Source organism: Bacillus sp. RO2 (genome assembly GCF_012911845.1).
Classification (GTDB): domain Bacteria; phylum Bacillota; class Bacilli; order Bacillales; family Bacillaceae_I; genus Sutcliffiella_A.
In genome coordinates this window covers 18,817-35,791 of record NZ_JAAXCU010000057.1, presented here as the reverse complement: position 1 = coordinate 35,791, position 16,975 = coordinate 18,817, and the positions used below count along the sequence as shown (strand labels likewise).

Below are 16,975 nucleotides of genomic sequence, written 5' to 3'. Positions count from 1 at the left end.
TACCTTTACACACTTCTGTTGCCTTTTACAGAACATAAAAAAAGAACGCGACCTCCGTCACGTTCTCCTGATTAAACCTAAACCCTCACATATTTCTTATTAGCATGCATGACCACCGCAACGATGGACCAGAACAATACAAATAAGCCACTATACACGAAATGCGGATAGGCTACTATCCCTGATAAGTACTCAAACGATAATGAAGCTAGAGATCCTTCTCTCTCAAATAGATTAATAACAATCCTACCGAACAACAAGAACACTAGCATCTTCCCAAAATAGATCAAAAAGCTGTTCCGGCCAAAAGCTTCGAGATACCATAGCGGAATTGCCTTTACCTTTCCCTGCTTCCTCTCTCTAGCATCAATGAAATAAAAGAGAGTTCCCAACAACAACAAGGTCAATCCACTTGCGAGCATAGAAAAAGAAGGTGTCCACAACCGTTTATTAAACTCTATAAAATGATCAAAAATAAATGCCAGTGATAATAATCCAATTGCCACACCAAATATCCTAGGTAGAATCTGCTTTCTACTATTTAACACCAGCCCCACTGCAAAACCAAATGCTACATTAGAAAGCGCACTAAAAGTAGATAGAATTCCTTCAGGATCAAATCCCTTCTCTCCTTGGGCATACATGTGTTTTTCACCGAACACAATAACATCTATTACACCTGAAGGGTTGCAGTCGCGCTGAGGAACTCCCTCTTCACAACTTCCGCTTGAAAACACAAGAACTGCCAGATAGACAGTGGCTATAAGCAATCCTAAAGCCAACATGCTTTTCCAGCTTTTTGCCAAATAAGACAGAATGACGACACCCAGACCAGTTAGGGCAAATAATTGCAGTACCCCCGTAAACCTTAACGTATCCAAATTAAAGCTCCAAGAAGATATCAAGTTAAAAAGTAGGCCATAAAGAACCAATAAGAAAGTCCTCCTAAGTAGATCCTTCCACTTCACACCTTTCCGGTAAACAATAGCCAAGCCAATTCCGTACACTGTCAAGAAAGCAGGAAAGATAAGGTCTGTTATGGTCAAACCGTACCAATATGCATGACGGAGATAGTCGTATCCCCTTCCTCCAGGCAAGGCACTCACAAATACCGATACGAGGACGACAATTCCTCTTGTGATATCTATCGATCTAAATCTTTTTTTTACACTAGAATTACTGGCTTCCATATTTGGTCCTACACTTTCATAGATAAAGTTTGATAAAATGATTGTAGCATACTTGTCGTACAGGAAAGGAATACTGATGAAAAAATTGATACTACTATTAACTATTATACTAGCAGGCTGTTCTGCCACCAAGAATGATCAGGTTGACGTATTCTATTCCCCGCATCCAGATGATGAAGTTCTTAGCTTGGGACCAGCTATCATTCATGCTTTAGCTTCAAGCAAAGAAGTCCATGTTGTATTATTGTCTAAAGGCAAAGCAAGCAAGGCTATTAATACCGTAAATGAACGGTTGGAAGCAGAAGGCCACCCTACCATCTCAACGGAAGAGTTTGGGGATGCAAGAGTAGAAGAGTTTAAAAGGGCAGTTGAAGCTCTTGGGGTTGCAGCTTCTAATGTGACGATCCTTGACCTGCCAGATGGAGAATTAAACAAAGAGGCTGTAAGTAAAATCATTGTCCAAAAAGATACAATGTATAATAAAGTCATACATCATGTTATGAGTGACAAAGACCCTCACTCTGATCATTCCGTGACAGGCCAGGCACTTCAAAAATTAATTAATGAAGAAGTAGTACAATACGGGAAATACTATTTTCCTGTACAAGAGCATAAAAACTTCCCATTTGATAATAAAATAAAGTTGTTAAATAAGCATCAAAAGGCACGCATGATTGAAGCATTAGAATCCTATGAAGAATGGGACCCTGCTTCTGGCAGCTATTCCATCGGCAAAATTTCTGTACCAGAATACTTTATTGCCGCCAAAAACAACATGGAAAGCCGCTACCATTACAAATCATCAAGTGAATAAAAGCAACAGCTTTATATACTTTCATATCTATAAAAAACAGGATGGAAACAAATTGTTTCCATCCTGTTTTTTATTAATGATAACGTTTAGCCCCTAAATATCTCGGGTAAAAGTAACTATTGGACATTTCATCAATTGTGACACCAATATTAGATCCTGCTGATTTAGCATGAATAAATTTATTATCCCCAATATAGATGCCTGCATGGGATGCACCATTGTAGCTTGGGTCTGTTTTGAAGAACACAATGTCCCCAACCTCTAGTTTACTTACAGATTCCCCGCCAGCATATAAGTCACGCGTGGTTCTAGGTGTACTTATACCGTGTTTTTCAAACACAAACCTTATATAGCCGCTGCAATCAAAGCCAGATGGAGTAGTGCCACCATATTGATAGGGCGTGCCTATGTATTCTTTTGCAGTTTTCACAAGAGCCTCTGTATTAAATCCAAGTGTATTTTCTACATTGGTTGATACAGCACTTGTTCCTCCAATAATAGAGGCTGCTGAAGAGCCTACAGAGTTTAAAACTGTTTGTACAGGTGAAGGAACAGCGTCCTTTTGAACCAGTACTAGGGATGAATTTTTCTTTGCAGCTAAGACAGATCCTGTCAGTGCATCTGCATAACTTTGTCCTGTTGCCACATATACATTTTCCCCAAATTTCACGTTAAGACCACTGACTACCTTAGACACAGTATCATAACGATCTTTTCCGGAATATCTTTTTGCGTTTGGAACATCCCTCATAATTTTGTCAGAGATGACGCCAGTACCACCAACAACGATTGTATTTTTATATTTAGAAAGTACCTGTTTGGTTGCTGAAGGCAAAGAATCTGTCTTCGTTAACAAAATAGGATAGCCGTTTCTGGCCGCATGCGCAGCAATCGCCAAACTGTCAGGGAAGTTTTTCCCATAAACTAGTACTGCAGTATCCGTCTGTCCAGCCAGTCTCTCTGCAATTTTAACAGAGGTCGCATATCTGTCAGATCCACTGATTCTTTCAATTTTTGTAATACCAGCATTTTTTAACTGAGTTTCTACATTAGCAGTCACTACACTTGTTCCACCAAGGATAATGGCATGCTTCGCTTTTAATCTAGTTATTTCATTTTTTGTTTCACCGGGCAGAGAACTATTTTGCGTTAATAAGATAGGTGCATTAAGCGAATAGGCAAGCGGTGTACCAGTAAGTGCATCAGGAAACTGATTCCCGGCTGCAATGATGACAGTATTGGAGCTTGTCCACCCTTTCTTTGAAACCGCTACAGCAGTTTCATATCTATTTTCCCCATTGATTCTATCGACATTAAAGCTGTTTGCATAATTGACAGAAGGCAAAGTAACAAGAACGACCATACCAAGAACGAAAGCAACTATGTATCGTTTCCACGCTGAAGTCTTCATTTTTTCCCCCTAAATCTACATATTATTACATAATTTACTCATTTATTATAACACTAGTAAAATAGTCCGAATATTAAAATTAAGTAACAAAAAAACGCTATAATGTAATATTATAGACGTTTTTTCATTAAGACTATTTAACTAGATTGATAACTGTATCCGTACGCACGGCGGATGTACCACCTAGTACAGATATTTGAGAAAAGTCTCTTGCACGAGCCAACTGCAATGTTTCCTCCGGTAAGTACGTTGGATTCACTAATAGTAATGGCGCATTGCGTTTTGCAGCCAAAACAGAACCTGTCAGTGCATCAGGGAAATCTGTCCCACTTACAGCCAACCCTTCATTAGAAGAAAAGTTAAACTGCGTGCCAATTTTATATGCCGTTTCGTATCTCGTTGCACCAGAAATTCTGGTTGCTTTTGGCATTGCATTTAATAGATTTTGATTTACAACAGCCGTTCCGCCTACAACAATGGTCTTACTAGCTGAGTTAAGAATGGTTTTCGTTGGACCTGGAATATAGTTCTTTTCCGTCAACAAAATAGGAATGCCGTTTCTTGCTGCATACGGTGCAATAGCAAGGGCATCAGGGAAGCCGTACCCATTTACCACCACAGCATTGGAGAAGCTTGTCCCCATTTCGTTTGCAATCAACTTAGCCGTTTCAAAACGGTTCGCTCCTGCAATACGTTTTACTTCTATCCCCAGATTGCGGACATTTGTGGAAACTGTATCTGAAATAGCCCCTGTTCCACCAAGAATGACAACATTTTTGGCTCCCAGACGCACCAATTCATTTTTTGTTTCTTCTGTTAAATCATTTTTCTTTGTAAGTAGGATAGGTGCATTCAGCTTATAGGCAAGCGGTGTTCCAGCCAATGCATCTGGAAAATTATCCCCGCGCGCAAGCAGTACTGTGTCCGACTTATCCCAGCCTGTTCTTGCAATACTAACAGCTGTCGCATAACGGTTAGGTCCTGAAATCCGGACGTTATCTAAGTAAGTAGACGCGATGTAATACGTTTCCTTTGAACTCATATCTTTCACAGGATACCAGACAAAATGGTTATTGCTGTTGTTTCCAGCTTGATAAGGACCAACAATCTGCAGAGTTTCTCCTGCTGTAGTCAATCTTATCTCCGCACCCTCTGGCGACTTTCTTAACCTTACGCCGCTCTCGGTTGCTTTCACAAGATCATTGTTTGCAAAAAAGTGCTTAGAAGTGGTGAAAGGTCCACTTACATAATAACGATCTTTTCTGAAATGAAGAGATCCTGCTTCGTTGTAATAAATATCATTTCTTAGTTGTGATTCAGGAAACTTTGTGACAGTCAGTTGTGCCATACGCTCAATATGGCGATAAATGACATCCTGGTACGTATTATCTGGATAATATTGCGGGTCATTTCTACGTGAAATACCATTATAAGCCATCACCGCAAAATACCAATCCTCTATAACATTCATGTCATTTCCATTTATTTTAGGAATGCGCTCCCAACTGCTGTAGCTCCACTTTTCCTTTAAAATTCTTAAACCTTCTTGAATGTTGTAACGAATATCCTCTTTTAACCTAAGTTCACGGTCAGCAGTCATGTTAGGCTCTGTAATTTGCATGATACCAATACCACCATCAAATGAAACCACCGCATCTCCCTTTTTCCAAAGGCCACTTGGATCATCTGATGTACGGAATTGTCTCCAAGAACTTTCTTGCCATGCGATAGCTTTTACAAGCTCAGGAGGAATACCAGCTATAATCGCTTCCTGCGTTAACATGATATTCAATTCAGCGTTCGAAGGATTTTCTCCCACAATACGATTATCCCCAGTAGATTGAAAAGAAAAGCTCTCTGTGACAGTTTCTTTCGTAACTTTCTGTTTTTCAGCTTTCTTTACTAAAGTTAAAGAACCATCTTCAGCCTGCTTATATGTATCTTTTAGTAGCGTGACACTATCTACAAGACTCGCATTTGCATCTACATAAGTTACTATGACTCTGTCAGAATGAACATCTACAGAACCCATCTTATAATCATCTGAAATATACACAGGTTTCAGTTTACCATCGGCCAATTGAATGACAGTGAATTGCGTAAAGCTGCCAGTACCCTTCTTTTTTTTCTCTAGCAATACATATCTTTTATTGTTAACAGTCCAAGTGAATATCGTGGTAAATTCAGCAAGATCTATCTCTAGCTCTTCCAGAAGTACCCCCTCATAATAAATACTTGCAGCAGAAGTCTCTCCATTGGAAACTGATACTTCATAACTTTCTAAAGACACTGTAGCATTTCCACTTGAATGAACAGAATGCTCCTCCGCATTCCATTCTGCGTGGCCTTTATCTACAGCCAGTATCAGCAAGAATAGCAAACACAACTTTACGGCAATAATACTTTTTTGCACGAAAAACTTTCCTCCTTGTTATTAAACTACAATTATTTCATTACAGTATTAATATTAACAAATAGTTTACAAGAGAATAAATAGGGAATTTGTCTTTTATTTGCCGATATTGTCGTGTATGCGCCAAAAATGTCAATGATTGTGTTTTATTATTTCTTAAAAATAAGGAAAAAAACGTTAGGAAACTAGTAAATGGGGAATAAAGTAAAGTAGGAATACTACTAGAATGCCGTACATATGATGAGACTAGAAAAGTAAAGGGGAGGTTCCTAATGGAATTTACAAAACGGTTTCTGCCTGCATTAAAGCTAAAACGACCAAAATTCAATATTGCCTTTGAAAGAGAAAATTTCTCGCTTTTCTTTGAAACATATTGGATACAAATGATCATGGTATCCTGCCTATCCAGTGTTGCACTGGGACTACCTGCACTTATTATCAAATTTGCCTACACGGAAGGAATTTTCACCTTTTACTTGCTTGCTCTATTACTCTCCATTCCATGGTTTTTAGTTCCAATACTTTTTGTTCTATACTATGTCAAGGACATGGCTCACGCCAAAAAGGCTGCCATTATTACTGGTGGAGTATTGCTTTTAACACTAACTATATGGATTATTGCACTTTTTCAATTATGAGAATACTTAAATAAGTAATCCCCACTTCTTTTTATTGAAGTAGGGATTATTGTTATTTAAGGATAAGCCTGCTCAAGACATCATTATTGACTGCAGAGTCTCCACCTAATACATAAAAAGTATCTATATTATGTTTTGCTATGAGATTCGTCGTTTCAACGCTCTCTTGGTTTTGTATGTTACCAATTAACAAGATAGCTGCATTTTCCTTGGCTGCTAAAACAGATCCTGTCAATGCATCTGCAAAACCTTTTCCGGTTGCAACATATAGCATATCTGTTGGCAAGTTAAGTTCTTCAATGATTGCAACGGATGTAGCGTAACGATCTTTCCCTGCTATGCGATCTGGTTTTGGAAGAGCATCGTATGCTTTTTTGCTTACAACCTTCATGTCTCCCACCACTATAGTGGATGTTATCTTTTTACTTTTAATTACATTGGAGGCATAACTGTTTAAAGGTTCAGTTTCCCCACCCTTAGTCAGTAATATCGGAATACCATTTCTTGCTGCGTAAGGTGCAATTGCTAGGGCATCAGGGAAATTACTTCCACTTGCGATAACCGCTTTGAAAGTACCGCCTAATTCAGTGGCAATCAATGAAGCTGTTTCATATCGATCTTTTCCAGCAACTCGTTTGACTGTCAAATTCATGTTCTTCAAGGTAGTTTGAACCTCAGAAGAAACTGCACTTTCCCCTCCAAGGATGATAGCCTTCCTTGCACCTAACTCTTTTATTCTGATTTTAGTAGACTCAGTTAGTTTAGAATCTTTACCGGAAGTAAGTAAGATAGGTGCATTTAATTTATACGCTAATGGGGCACCAGATAAAGCATCTGGAAAGTTGCTTCCGTTTGCAATAATAACAGTTTCCGCTTTATCCATTCATCCTTTAACGCTCCGTTCGATGCTGAATACCACCCAAAATGATTGTACGAACCTTCTGCATTAATTTTAGGTGTTTCATCAGTTTTAAATAAACTTTCTATTGTTAAAACACCTGGATTAAAATAATCTAAAGTCTTCTTAAGCGTACTTGGTTCCGATCTTCTTCCAGCCTTTTCATCCAACCTTACTAAATCTTCAGGACCAAATGTATGAGCAGTATGTGTCAGCGGACCATAGACAGTGTAATTTTTCTTTTTAAAATTTATTATTTCTTTTCCACCTGCACCTTTTACATACTCTATATCTTCCGGTTTGATTTGGACGAGAGTGCGATTTTGGTACATACCAGGATTCTCATTTTCCAATGCTGTAAGCACAAGATCTTGGTAGGACTTCATGTTTCTTTGTCCTTTTTTATTTTCTTCAATAAGAATGATAGGACTATTTTTTGGCACAATCCCATTATAAGCCATCAATGTAAAATACCAGTTCTCAATATAGTTACGGTTACCATCATTAAGTGTTAGAATTACCGTCCCACTGAATCTCCCAAACTTATCATTAAGAATCATAACGCCTTTTTCAATATTATACTAGCTAATTTCCCCCTTAAAATTTGTCGGTCCTTTTCTATGATTACAAGATTACAAGATAAATACACTAATCATTACCAATAAAAGTAAAATGGATTAATAAGTGTACACAAAAAATGGAGAACCTTTTTTAGATTCTCCAATGAACTTATTATTTTCCAATAAACATTTGTGTCCAATGTCGTAATTCTTTTTCATACCCTACACCAATATGTGTCATTTCAGGGTCTAGTATATTTGCCCTGTGACCGTCTGAGTTCATCCAAGCATTAACAACTTCCTCGGGACTCTTGTGACCTCTAGCAATATTCTCTGAAGCACTCGTGTAATCAATATTAAAATGTTCCATCATCTCAAATGGAGTGCCATAAACAGGACTTTCATGATTGAAATAACCATTAGCTTTCATGTCTAAAGATTTCTCTCTTGCTACCAAACTTAATTGCACATGGGTATAAAGTGGATTAACACCATGCTTTTTACGCTCTGCATTAACCAACTCAATTACTTTTCTTTCTTCTTCACTTAAAGCAGCAGTATTGTAGATACCTTTACTAGCTTTAAAGAGTAAATTTAGAGCTGTATCATTTACCGCACTTCTGCCACCAAGAACTTGGAAGTTAGAAAGGTTTCTATCACTTACCAATTCTGCAACGACTGGTCTTTCTTTATCATCAACAAGTAAAATAGATGTTCCTTTTTTCGCTGCAAGGACAGAACCTGTTAAAGCATCCGCAAATGAGCGACCTGTAGCTGTATAGATATTTTCAGTGGGAAGGTTTAGCTCTTCTATAATTTCAACAGATGTGGCATAACGGTCTTTACCCGAAATACGTTTCCCTCCTGGTAATTCTTTCAACACCTCATCCGTAACTGCAGAGGTGCCTCCCGCTACAATTGTTTGTTTAATCTCTTTATCTTTCAATAATTTTGCTGTTGGCTCATTAATAGTTTTAGATTTTTCTTTGATTAACAGTATTGGGTAGCCGTTTTTTGCTGCATAAGGAGCAATAGCAAGTGCATCTGGAAAATTTGATCCGTTAGCAATTACTACTTTCTCTGGTGCGCCTCCCAAACGTTCTGCAATCTTAACAGCTGTTTCATAACGGCTTGCACCGCTTATTCGTTCCACTTCAACACTTTTAATTTTCTCAATGCTCTTCTTCACATCATCACTGACAGCACCCGTGCCCCCTAGTATGATTACTTTCTTAGCACCAAGCTCCTCAATCATTTTCATTGTCTGCTCTGGAAGACTGTCTTTTTTAGTTAAAAGAATTGGAGCATCTAGTTTATACGCTAGAGGTGCACCTGCCAAAGCATCCGGGAAGTTTTGGCCACTTGCAATAATAACTGTCTCAGCTGTTTCCCAACCTTCACGTGCTATTTCGTTAGCTGTAGAATATCTATCTGGACCAGATATTCTTTTACCGAAAGAAGTTAAATAAGAAGAAGCGACATACCCATTCTTCTTAATACCTTCTAGTTCGTTAGATACAGGATACCAAACAAAATGATTAAAATTTCTATTATTTGTAGCTGTATCAAAAATAAACGAGTCTTCAATCATGACTACTTCTTGATTAATTTTCCCAAGACTTGTCCCCGTAGCCCCAGGGGTACTTCTAATGTTAACTTCCTCTGTTGCTACAACAAGTTCCTTTGGCTGAAACTTATGCTTTGTTTTATGTAAAATTCCTTCTTGTGTATAAGCCATTTTATCAAAAGATAATGATCCGTTTTCACCATAATTTAGATGGGACAATTCTATAGCTTCTAAAGCAATATTTAAATTCAGATCCGAACTTTTACCAATACGCTGAAAAACTCGATCTTGATAGGATTCAAAATTTCTTTCTCCAGTAGCTCTGATTAATGGACTATTCACCTGTTTAATCCCGTTATATGCCATTACCGCAAAATACCAATTCTCAATAGTATCGCGGGCTCCATCATTTAACACTGGAGTATTAATGCCGCTATAACCGTATTTTTCATTTAGAATACTAACCCCAACTCGGATGTTATATTCTATGTCATACTTTAATCTCTCTTCATCATATTCATTTGAATGGTCCGTTATTTGCATGATCCCAATGCCATTATCTGGCGCAACCAACGGCTCTCCATCTTCACACTGCATCCAACCAGATTCTTCAAAAGCAATTGCTTTAACTATCTCTGGTGGGATTTCTTCAGACAAGGCTTCTCTTGTTAGCAATAAATCAATCTCTTCGTATAAAGGTTGCACACATAGATTGGTCTCTTGTGCATCTACGGATTGAGGTAATACTAAAGTGAATACCATAAATAAAGTTAATAACTTAATTCTCTTCAAAAAATCATCCCCCTTATTTGCTATTACTATTCAATCGATTTCTATAAATAATGATGAAATTCCCCTTTAATCTGCAATAAAATATTCTATTATAAACTCAGCCCAAATGCTTTGCCCTTTAGCATTTGGGAAAGTGCCTTGGAGAAACGATTTGATATTTTCAGAAGATGTGTCTGGCCAAGTCTCCCAATGGTCAAAGTACTTGATCTTATTTTGCATCGCGAACTCTTCCAATGCGCTAACTTGTTCCAAATACGTATCTGGTTCATATATAGGATTAGGTGGTTGTACTATCACATATGCTTCATCGTTAATCTGTTTAACTAAGCTGATAATCTTCTCTAAATTCCCTAATGTATCTTCCATTTTCACAAAAGCATTATCATTCAAAAGTAACGGCTCAATTATTAAAATATCTGGCCCTACTGCAGCTATTTTCTCATGCCCTTTAATTTCGATTAAATGATTGGTAGTTATTTTTTCAAAGTTCATTATTTCAACATTAAAAGTATGTATTCCATAGTTCTCTTCTAGCGCATTTTTCAACTGTAATGGCCAAGGTAGATTGTTGGAATCACTATTCATAATTGCGTCAGATCCAACAATTAACACTTTGATAGTTTCTTCAGAATCCATTTTTTTCTTTAAACTATTTTGTAATTCATCACTCATATTTCTTGTTAAATCTAGTAGATTGTTGTTCACTAACTCGCTAGGTTGGTCTTGATTTGAAACTTTTCCCGCCTGTGCAATTTTATTATCATACTGCACCTTACCTAAAAATATTAAAGATATTGCTACCGTACATAATAGTATAATGATAATATTTTTCATCTTTTTACACTCCTATAAAGAATCTACCACAATTATATACATATTCTTTATAAACTAATAGATTCACAAGCAAATTTTTACAAAATATGATAAAATAAGTCCAAATAACAAGATTTATATAAAAATATTAGGAGGGAATTATGGTAAAATCTCGTGTTGCTTTAATATCCACTCTTGCTTTTTCTACTATAGTATTAGGATTTGGATCATTGTCCTATGGAGAAGTAAAAAGCAATTACATAAAAAATCAAAAAGAAAAGTACCTATACTTAAATACAGATCCGATTATTGATCCGATTACGCCAGATCCAGAACCGGAGCCTGTGCCGGAACCTGAACCTAAGCCAGAGCCTAAACCTGAACCTAAACCAGAGCCTAAGCCAGAACCTAAACCTGAACCTAAGCCAGAACCTAAACCTGAACCTAAGCCAGAACCTAAACCTGAACCTGTGCCAAAGCCCAATCCAGACCCTGAGCCAGAACCTGAAGAAATTATGGACTCGGTAGAAATTGAAGAGGAAAATATAGAAGTTTTAGCCACACCTTTGTCCAAGGATTTTCTTATTGACACCTTTGAGGAAATGGAGTCAAATTTCTCAACACTTAATACATACATTTTCACAAATGTAATTACAATACTCATAGAAAAAGATAACCACACTTCTGAGTCATCAAGTTCATTTTCAAATCTACCGTTAAATGATTTAGCTACTAAGCTATCTATGCAACAAATTGAAGATTTGGAAGAGTTTCTCTTAATGGAAGAATTAAAAGCAATGGACACACTTCTGATTACTGAAAGATTAGAAGAAATTCGTGAAAAAAAATTAAATCTTATCCAATAGTAGAGCATTAAAAAGAGATACCTCAACTTAACCATAAAAGTTGAGGTTATTTTGTAATATTTCATGAATAATTTCTTCAGATACAAGAAGTAATTGTATAAACAAACGATTACACATATAATCAAAACTAGAATATAAAAAAAGGAAGAGTGCAAAATGTTCAAAAAAAAATGGTTTATTATATTAGTAAGTGTTTTAGGTATTGCAACTATAGGTGTTGGAGTCTTTGCTTTTAGTGTGTATAAGTCGCTTGAAGATGCTGCATCTTCTATGCACGCTCCACTTGAAAGGTCTAACTCAGAAAAAAGAACGACTGAAATTGACTTCAATCAAAAAGATCCATTAGCTTTTCTGATTTTAGGGGTAGACGAAAGACCTGGAGATAGAGGGCGTTCAGATTCTATGATTGTTCTGACCGTTAATCCAAATGAAAAGTCAATTCAAATGGTAAGTATCCCACGTGATACAAGAACAGAAATAATCGGAAAAGGTTTTGATGATAAAATTAACCACGCGTATGCATTCGGTGGTCCAGAAATGTCTATTGCGACTGTGGAGAACTTTCTTGATATTCCCATAGATTATTTTGTTCAAGTAAATATGGAAAGCTTTAAGGATATAGTAGATGCAGTTGGCGGTGTTACGGTAAATAACAAATTGGAATTCAGTCATAATGGACATCATTTCCCCTTAGGAGAAATTGATTTAGACGGAGATGAAGCTCTGAGTTTTTCAAGAATGCGCTATATTGATAGCGACTTTGGTAGACAGCAAAGACAGCGTGATGTTATTCAAGGTGTTATTAACAAAGGTGCATCCATTTCTTCCGTCACAAAAATTGACGACATTCTTGACATATTAGGTAATAATGTCCGTACCAATTTAACATTTGATGAAATGGTGGACATTCAGTCAAACTATAAAGAAGCACGTCATACACTTTCTCAACACCAGTTAACAGGAACTGGTACAAAAATTAATAACATCTACTATCTACTTGTAGATGAAAACGATCGCTTGGCACTTTCCAACCAGCTAAAAGAGCATCTAGAGCTAGACTCTGAAGTTGCGAAAAATAACTAACAGAAAGAGGGCTACCAATTTTATGGAGCCCTCTTTCTTATTTCTTAATTCTTAGTTTCACCAATAAAATACTCTATTAAATGCTCTGCCCAGATTTTGTGACCTTCTTCATTCGGTATAATATCGTCATTTACTATGTATTTTGAAACCTCGTCTGGTTCTTTTGGCCAACTTTCCCAATGGTTAATGTAAGGATAACCATTCTCTTCCGCCCATGTTTTTAACTCCTCAACATCCATGGGGTAATAAGTTGCATTTCGAAGAGGTTGTCCAGGTTGCAGAAACACAAAAAGTTCAGGATTCTTCTCTTTTAAACCGTCAATCATAGTTGAAATGTTCTGAAGAGAATGTTCTATTATAATAAAACCGTTACTTTCCAGTAAAAACGGCTCCAAAATAACAATGTCAGGTTTTACACCTAAATTCTCCAAATAGAGACCTTCATTCACTACATCAGCTGTCGTCACTTCACCAGGTATAGCATTTACTGTTATGTTAAAAAGTCCATCATATGTAGTTTCCAACTCTTCTTTGAACAATCTAGACCATTTATTATCGGCTAACTCGTTAACCTCTGAGCCGATAATTACAAGTTCTACTACTTCACCTTTACTTTGTTTTTCTAAAAGGAATTCTGATACTTCTAAAGGGATCACCCCAAAATTTTGCTCCGTCAACTCTTCCTTATTTTCCACCACTTTTTCATTAGTATTTGATGGATTGGTATTGGCGCTTGGACTCATATATTCTTGATCCATTGCAGAACCCAATTTAGCGTTCCAATGAAAATTGCCATATACTATTGCACCGATACAAGTTAAAACCACTAACATCATTATCGTTCTCATTTATTACCACCTCATACCAAATATACTACTTTTTTAATACTTTTCAATAGTTTTGGCAATAGGAAAAGTAATATTCTTCTAGATTTATGCATATGTCCGCTAATTGTACGTACGACCGATTATTGAAAATTAAAGAAAAAAGAGGCATCTCAAAAATGAGCACCTCTTTTTTCTCCTACCCTAATATACCAAATAACTTCTTTTTCTTCTTTATTCTCTCAGGTACTTCTTTTATAATCATGGAACCTTCCACCAGCAATTCAGCATTTTCTAAAAACAAATATTTTGCATCAGGACCACATTCTTTTTCAATTACACTAAATGCTTCCAACATTTGAAAATTTCTTCCCTTTAAATTATGAGCATCTGATGCAACAAAATGAGTCAGATTGCTTTCAATAAGTTCTAAAGAGAACTTTTTTATCTTCTTTCCAAATTTACCGGCTACACTTGCAGCGGTTACCTGTGTGCATGCGCCTTTTTTTACTAATTGGTAAAGTTTCTCTGGATTTTCTATCAATTCAGCATTTCTCTCGGGATGTACAATAATTGGGGTGAGGCCTTTCATCTGTATATCATAGATAATTTTTTCCGTATATAGAGGCACTTGACTTGAAGGTAATTCTATAAATATATATTTATCCCCGTCATTCATTGTCAGCAGTTCGTCTCTTTCATATTGTTCCAACAGTTCTCCTGAGATCCTAGTCTCCTGACCAGGTAACACAGTAATGTTAATTCCTTCTTTTTCCAATCGTTCGTTCAACTCTTCTACCTTTTCAAGTATCTCTTCTCTTGTATTATAATATTGCCCGTTGTTATGGTGAGGAGTTGCGACTATTTTTGTTATACCTTCACTATAGGCAGCACGGGCCATTTCCAAACTTTCTGTCATGTGTCTGGCACCATCATCTACCGATGGAAGGATGTGACAGTGAATATCTATCATATTTAAAACCTCCAAAAATAGTACTTTTATACCATTTTTATTTCTTACTTAGTCTATCATAATATTAGCACAGTAGAAAGGTATTATATATGGGTACATTTTGTCGAAAGAGGAAAATTATACTTTGTATATTATTCCTATTAAATGAACCTTATCTATTATTTATTTCACTATCTTTCTAACAAATAAACCTCCAAAGTAAAAAAACACTTAAAAAAAGGTGTTCAGGCTATCGAGAAAGTCTCGACAACCGTTTTTATAAAATGTGCGACCAAAAGAAAAAAGCTTGTAGAGAAATACATAGGGTTTCTCTACAAGCTGAAGACCTTGGAGACTCCATGGTCTTTTTATGAGGTTTTTTGATTTACAGTTTGGGATTCCTTAACTCCTTCTGACTTGGTTTTATCAACCATTACCAGAACAGTCCTTAATATGATGACAATATCAAACATCACTGAGAAATTACGGATATAGTGAAGATCAAACCGTAACTTATCCTCTACACTTGTTGTGTATTTCCCCATAATTTGTGCATAACCAGTTATGCCAGGTTTTACAGTGTTACGGTATTGATAGGAGCTGATGTCCTTTTTAAACTGCTCAATAAAGAAACTTCTCTCCGGTCTCGGGCCGACAATCGACATATCCCCTTTTAATACATTAAAGATTTGAGGTAATTCGTCAATTCTTGTAGCTCTCAAGAAGTTCCCGACTTTAGTAATCCGAGGATCTTTGTCAGTAGCCAACATAGGTCCTGTAGCTTTCTCTGCGTTCTCTATCATCGTACGAAGCTTCAAGATTTGGAACTCTTTGTTATCTTTTCCTAAACGGGCTTGAGAGTAGAAGATCGAACCTCTAGGCTCCTGAATCTTGATTAGTAATACTCCCAATAAAAAGAAAGGAAGGATAAATGGAAGAACTAAAATGGAAACGGCAAGGTCAAAAGCTCTCTTTAGGATTTGTTGATCGACAGTTAATCCGAATTTTTTTACAGAAAGAGCCATAGTATCTTCAAAAGGAGTAATGTCTGATTTAGATAACAATAGATCATAGAAAGATGGCACTAAGTATAAATTCTTTTTATTTTTGAAAGTATAATAGATGATGGAGCTTTTTTTCTCGTCTGTATCCTTTGGACCTAAAATAACGGAATCAGACTTCTTAATAGCTCTATATGTCTCTTCAAGTGGTGTGTGGTATTCTGCATACTTGATGTTAACTTTAGAAGCAAAAGTATCTTTTATCTGATAAGTAAGCCTTAATTTGTCTTGTGGCTTACATATGAGCAGAATATCTTCGGGATTAGTTGCTTTCTTAAAGTAAATGAATAGCACTTTCCAAATCATCAATAGCACAACTGAGAATACAAATGATAATAATATTACTGATCTTGGTAAACCAAATGCTCGGAAAAAGAAAGAAATTGCCATGGTAGCGACAGTGATGGAAAAAGTACTGACTAATATACTTCCGATGTAGTCAAAGAACCGCTTTCTTCGAGAAGGATTAACTTCATACACGGATAAGAAGAACGTGCTGATTAAGAGTACCCACGGCAAGACAACTAGGAATGATTCCCAGTTCTTTGCGTCATAGGTTTCGTACCGTACATAAAAAGCTAAGAGATATGATATGGTTATGATTAGTAGATCAATTAATATAAACAGCAGACGACGACTTTTTTCATCAAGTAAATTGCCCAAGCTCAAAACCCCTTTAATTATTCTTTTAATGGACAAACCCTAAAATAGTATTACAACAACAATTTTAAAATTAGCGTATCACATTTTTCCTTGTACAAACAGTGCCATATTTAGTCAATCCAAATCTCCTATTATAATGGATAATTCTACAAGAAGGGAATGCAAAAGCATATTTCCTCTACATTCCCTGAAACAACTAGTTTTTCTCCAATTTTTTGATTGACCTAAACCAACCTAAACCATGTACCATTGTATCTAAATATAAACTGTTGTAAGTCATATTTCTACATTATTTTTATGTCAAGATTGTGACACCCTGAAAAGACAACTCCTCATTTTTATACCCAATAAATAAGACGTAAAACACGGAAGAAAGTTTCTATACAAAAAGAGCCCTTTCAAATTTGGAAGGACTCTTACTTTTGTACCT

At 36.5% G+C, this 16,975-nt stretch carries 14 protein-coding genes; 4 read left to right on the top strand and 10 right to left on the bottom strand.

Annotation, left to right across the window (positions count from 1 at the left end; translation table 11 throughout):
* Positions 1-77 precede the first annotated feature (77 nt).
* Positions 78-1,190 carry a heparan-alpha-glucosaminide N-acetyltransferase domain-containing protein gene (locus HF078_RS19060; RefSeq protein ID WP_169292574.1) on the bottom strand — a complete coding sequence of 371 codons (1,113 nt, stop codon included), beginning with the start codon at positions 1,188-1,190 and terminating at the stop codon, positions 78-80.
* 76 nt (positions 1,191-1,266) lie between these two features.
* On the opposite strand from HF078_RS19060, the gene HF078_RS19055 reads away from it, so the two are divergent.
* The gene (locus HF078_RS19055; RefSeq protein WP_169292573.1) at positions 1,267-2,004 is read left to right on the top strand and encodes a PIG-L deacetylase family protein; all 738 of its coding nucleotides are present in this window, start codon (positions 1,267-1,269) and stop codon (positions 2,002-2,004) included.
* Positions 2,005-2,077: 73 nt separating this feature from the next.
* Here the strand turns inward: HF078_RS19055 and HF078_RS19050 are convergent, their stop codons facing one another.
* Entirely contained in the window at positions 2,078-3,415 is a 1,338-nt protein-coding gene (locus HF078_RS19050) for a cell wall-binding repeat-containing protein (protein WP_169292572.1), read from the bottom strand.
* A gap of 133 nt (positions 3,416-3,548) precedes the next feature.
* Positions 3,549-5,828, bottom strand: a complete 2,280-nt coding sequence (locus HF078_RS19045) for a cell wall-binding repeat-containing protein (protein WP_169292571.1) — start codon at positions 5,826-5,828, stop codon at positions 3,549-3,551.
* Between the two features lie 272 nt (positions 5,829-6,100).
* On the opposite strand from HF078_RS19045, the gene HF078_RS19040 reads away from it, so the two are divergent.
* Positions 6,101-6,466, top strand: coding sequence for a hypothetical protein (locus tag HF078_RS19040; protein ID WP_169292570.1), 366 nt, complete (start codon positions 6,101-6,103; stop codon positions 6,464-6,466).
* A 52-nt stretch (positions 6,467-6,518) separates the two neighbouring features.
* On the opposite strand, the gene HF078_RS19035 is transcribed toward HF078_RS19040, so the two are convergent.
* From HF078_RS19035 to HF078_RS19020, 4 genes are all read right to left on the bottom strand, one after another.
* The gene (locus HF078_RS19035; RefSeq protein WP_169292569.1) at positions 6,519-7,349 is read right to left on the bottom strand and encodes a cell wall-binding repeat-containing protein; all 831 of its coding nucleotides are present in this window, start codon (positions 7,347-7,349) and stop codon (positions 6,519-6,521) included.
* Positions 7,277-7,924: a hypothetical protein gene (locus HF078_RS19030; RefSeq protein WP_169292568.1), complete on the bottom strand. Its 648-nt coding sequence runs from the start codon at positions 7,922-7,924 to the stop codon at positions 7,277-7,279. Before HF078_RS19030 ends, HF078_RS19035 begins: the two co-directional genes overlap by 73 nt.
* Positions 7,925-8,096: 172 nt before the next feature.
* On the bottom strand, positions 8,097-10,283 hold the full coding sequence (locus tag HF078_RS19025) for a cell wall-binding repeat-containing protein (RefSeq protein WP_169292567.1): 2,187 nt from the start codon (positions 10,281-10,283) through the stop codon (positions 8,097-8,099).
* A gap of 66 nt (positions 10,284-10,349) precedes the next feature.
* A complete protein-coding gene (locus tag HF078_RS19020; protein ID WP_169292566.1) occupies positions 10,350-11,117 on the bottom strand; it encodes an SGNH/GDSL hydrolase family protein in 768 nt (255 codons plus the stop codon).
* 140 nt (positions 11,118-11,257) lie between these two features.
* Here HF078_RS19020 and HF078_RS20810 point away from each other — a divergent pair, with 140 nt between their 5' ends.
* Together HF078_RS20810 and tagU are read left to right on the top strand one after the other, a co-directional pair.
* Complete coding sequence (locus tag HF078_RS20810; RefSeq protein ID WP_205831684.1) at positions 11,258-11,962, top strand: hypothetical protein; 705 nt, start codon at positions 11,258-11,260, stop codon at positions 11,960-11,962.
* A 156-nt stretch (positions 11,963-12,118) separates the two neighbouring features.
* The gene (tagU, locus tag HF078_RS19010; RefSeq protein ID WP_169292565.1) at positions 12,119-13,045 is read left to right on the top strand and encodes a polyisoprenyl-teichoic acid--peptidoglycan teichoic acid transferase TagU; all 927 of its coding nucleotides are present in this window, start codon (positions 12,119-12,121) and stop codon (positions 13,043-13,045) included.
* A gap of 44 nt (positions 13,046-13,089) precedes the next feature.
* Here tagU and HF078_RS19005 read toward each other — a convergent pair whose 3' ends face one another.
* The 3 genes from HF078_RS19005 to HF078_RS18995 form a co-directional block, all read right to left on the bottom strand.
* Entirely contained in the window at positions 13,090-13,893 is an 804-nt protein-coding gene (locus HF078_RS19005; protein WP_169292564.1) for an SGNH/GDSL hydrolase family protein, read from the bottom strand.
* A 175-nt stretch (positions 13,894-14,068) separates the two neighbouring features.
* Entirely contained in the window at positions 14,069-14,842 is a 774-nt protein-coding gene (locus HF078_RS19000; protein WP_169292563.1) for a tyrosine-protein phosphatase, read from the bottom strand.
* A gap of 347 nt (positions 14,843-15,189) precedes the next feature.
* Positions 15,190-16,545, bottom strand: a complete 1,356-nt coding sequence (locus tag HF078_RS18995; protein WP_169292562.1) for a sugar transferase — start codon at positions 16,543-16,545, stop codon at positions 15,190-15,192.
* Between the last annotated feature and the right edge of the window lie 430 nt (positions 16,546-16,975).

Excerpts from the sequence above, each read along its gene's own strand:
- HF078_RS19060 (WP_169292574.1), bottom strand. The coding sequence starts at position 1,190 with ATGGAAGCCAGTAATTCTAGTGTAAAAAAAAGATTTAGATCGATAGAT.
- HF078_RS19055 (WP_169292573.1), top strand. The coding sequence starts at position 1,267 with ATGAAAAAATTGATACTACTATTAACTATTATACTAGCAGGCTGTTCT.
- HF078_RS19050 (WP_169292572.1), bottom strand. The coding sequence starts at position 3,415 with ATGAAGACTTCAGCGTGGAAACGATACATAGTTGCTTTCGTTCTTGGT.
- HF078_RS19040 (WP_169292570.1), top strand. The coding sequence starts at position 6,101 with ATGGAATTTACAAAACGGTTTCTGCCTGCATTAAAGCTAAAACGACCA.
- HF078_RS19035 (WP_169292569.1), bottom strand. The coding sequence starts at position 7,349 with ATGGATAAAGCGGAAACTGTTATTATTGCAAACGGAAGCAACTTTCCA.
- HF078_RS19030 (WP_169292568.1), bottom strand. The coding sequence starts at position 7,924 with ATGATTCTTAATGATAAGTTTGGGAGATTCAGTGGGACGGTAATTCTA.
- HF078_RS19020 (WP_169292566.1), bottom strand. The coding sequence starts at position 11,117 with ATGAAAAATATTATCATTATACTATTATGTACGGTAGCAATATCTTTA.
- HF078_RS20810 (WP_205831684.1), top strand. The coding sequence starts at position 11,258 with ATGGTAAAATCTCGTGTTGCTTTAATATCCACTCTTGCTTTTTCTACT.
- tagU (WP_169292565.1), top strand. The coding sequence starts at position 12,119 with ATGTTCAAAAAAAAATGGTTTATTATATTAGTAAGTGTTTTAGGTATT.
- HF078_RS19005 (WP_169292564.1), bottom strand. The coding sequence starts at position 13,893 with ATGAGAACGATAATGATGTTAGTGGTTTTAACTTGTATCGGTGCAATA.
- HF078_RS19000 (WP_169292563.1), bottom strand. The coding sequence starts at position 14,842 with ATGATAGATATTCACTGTCACATCCTTCCATCGGTAGATGATGGTGCC.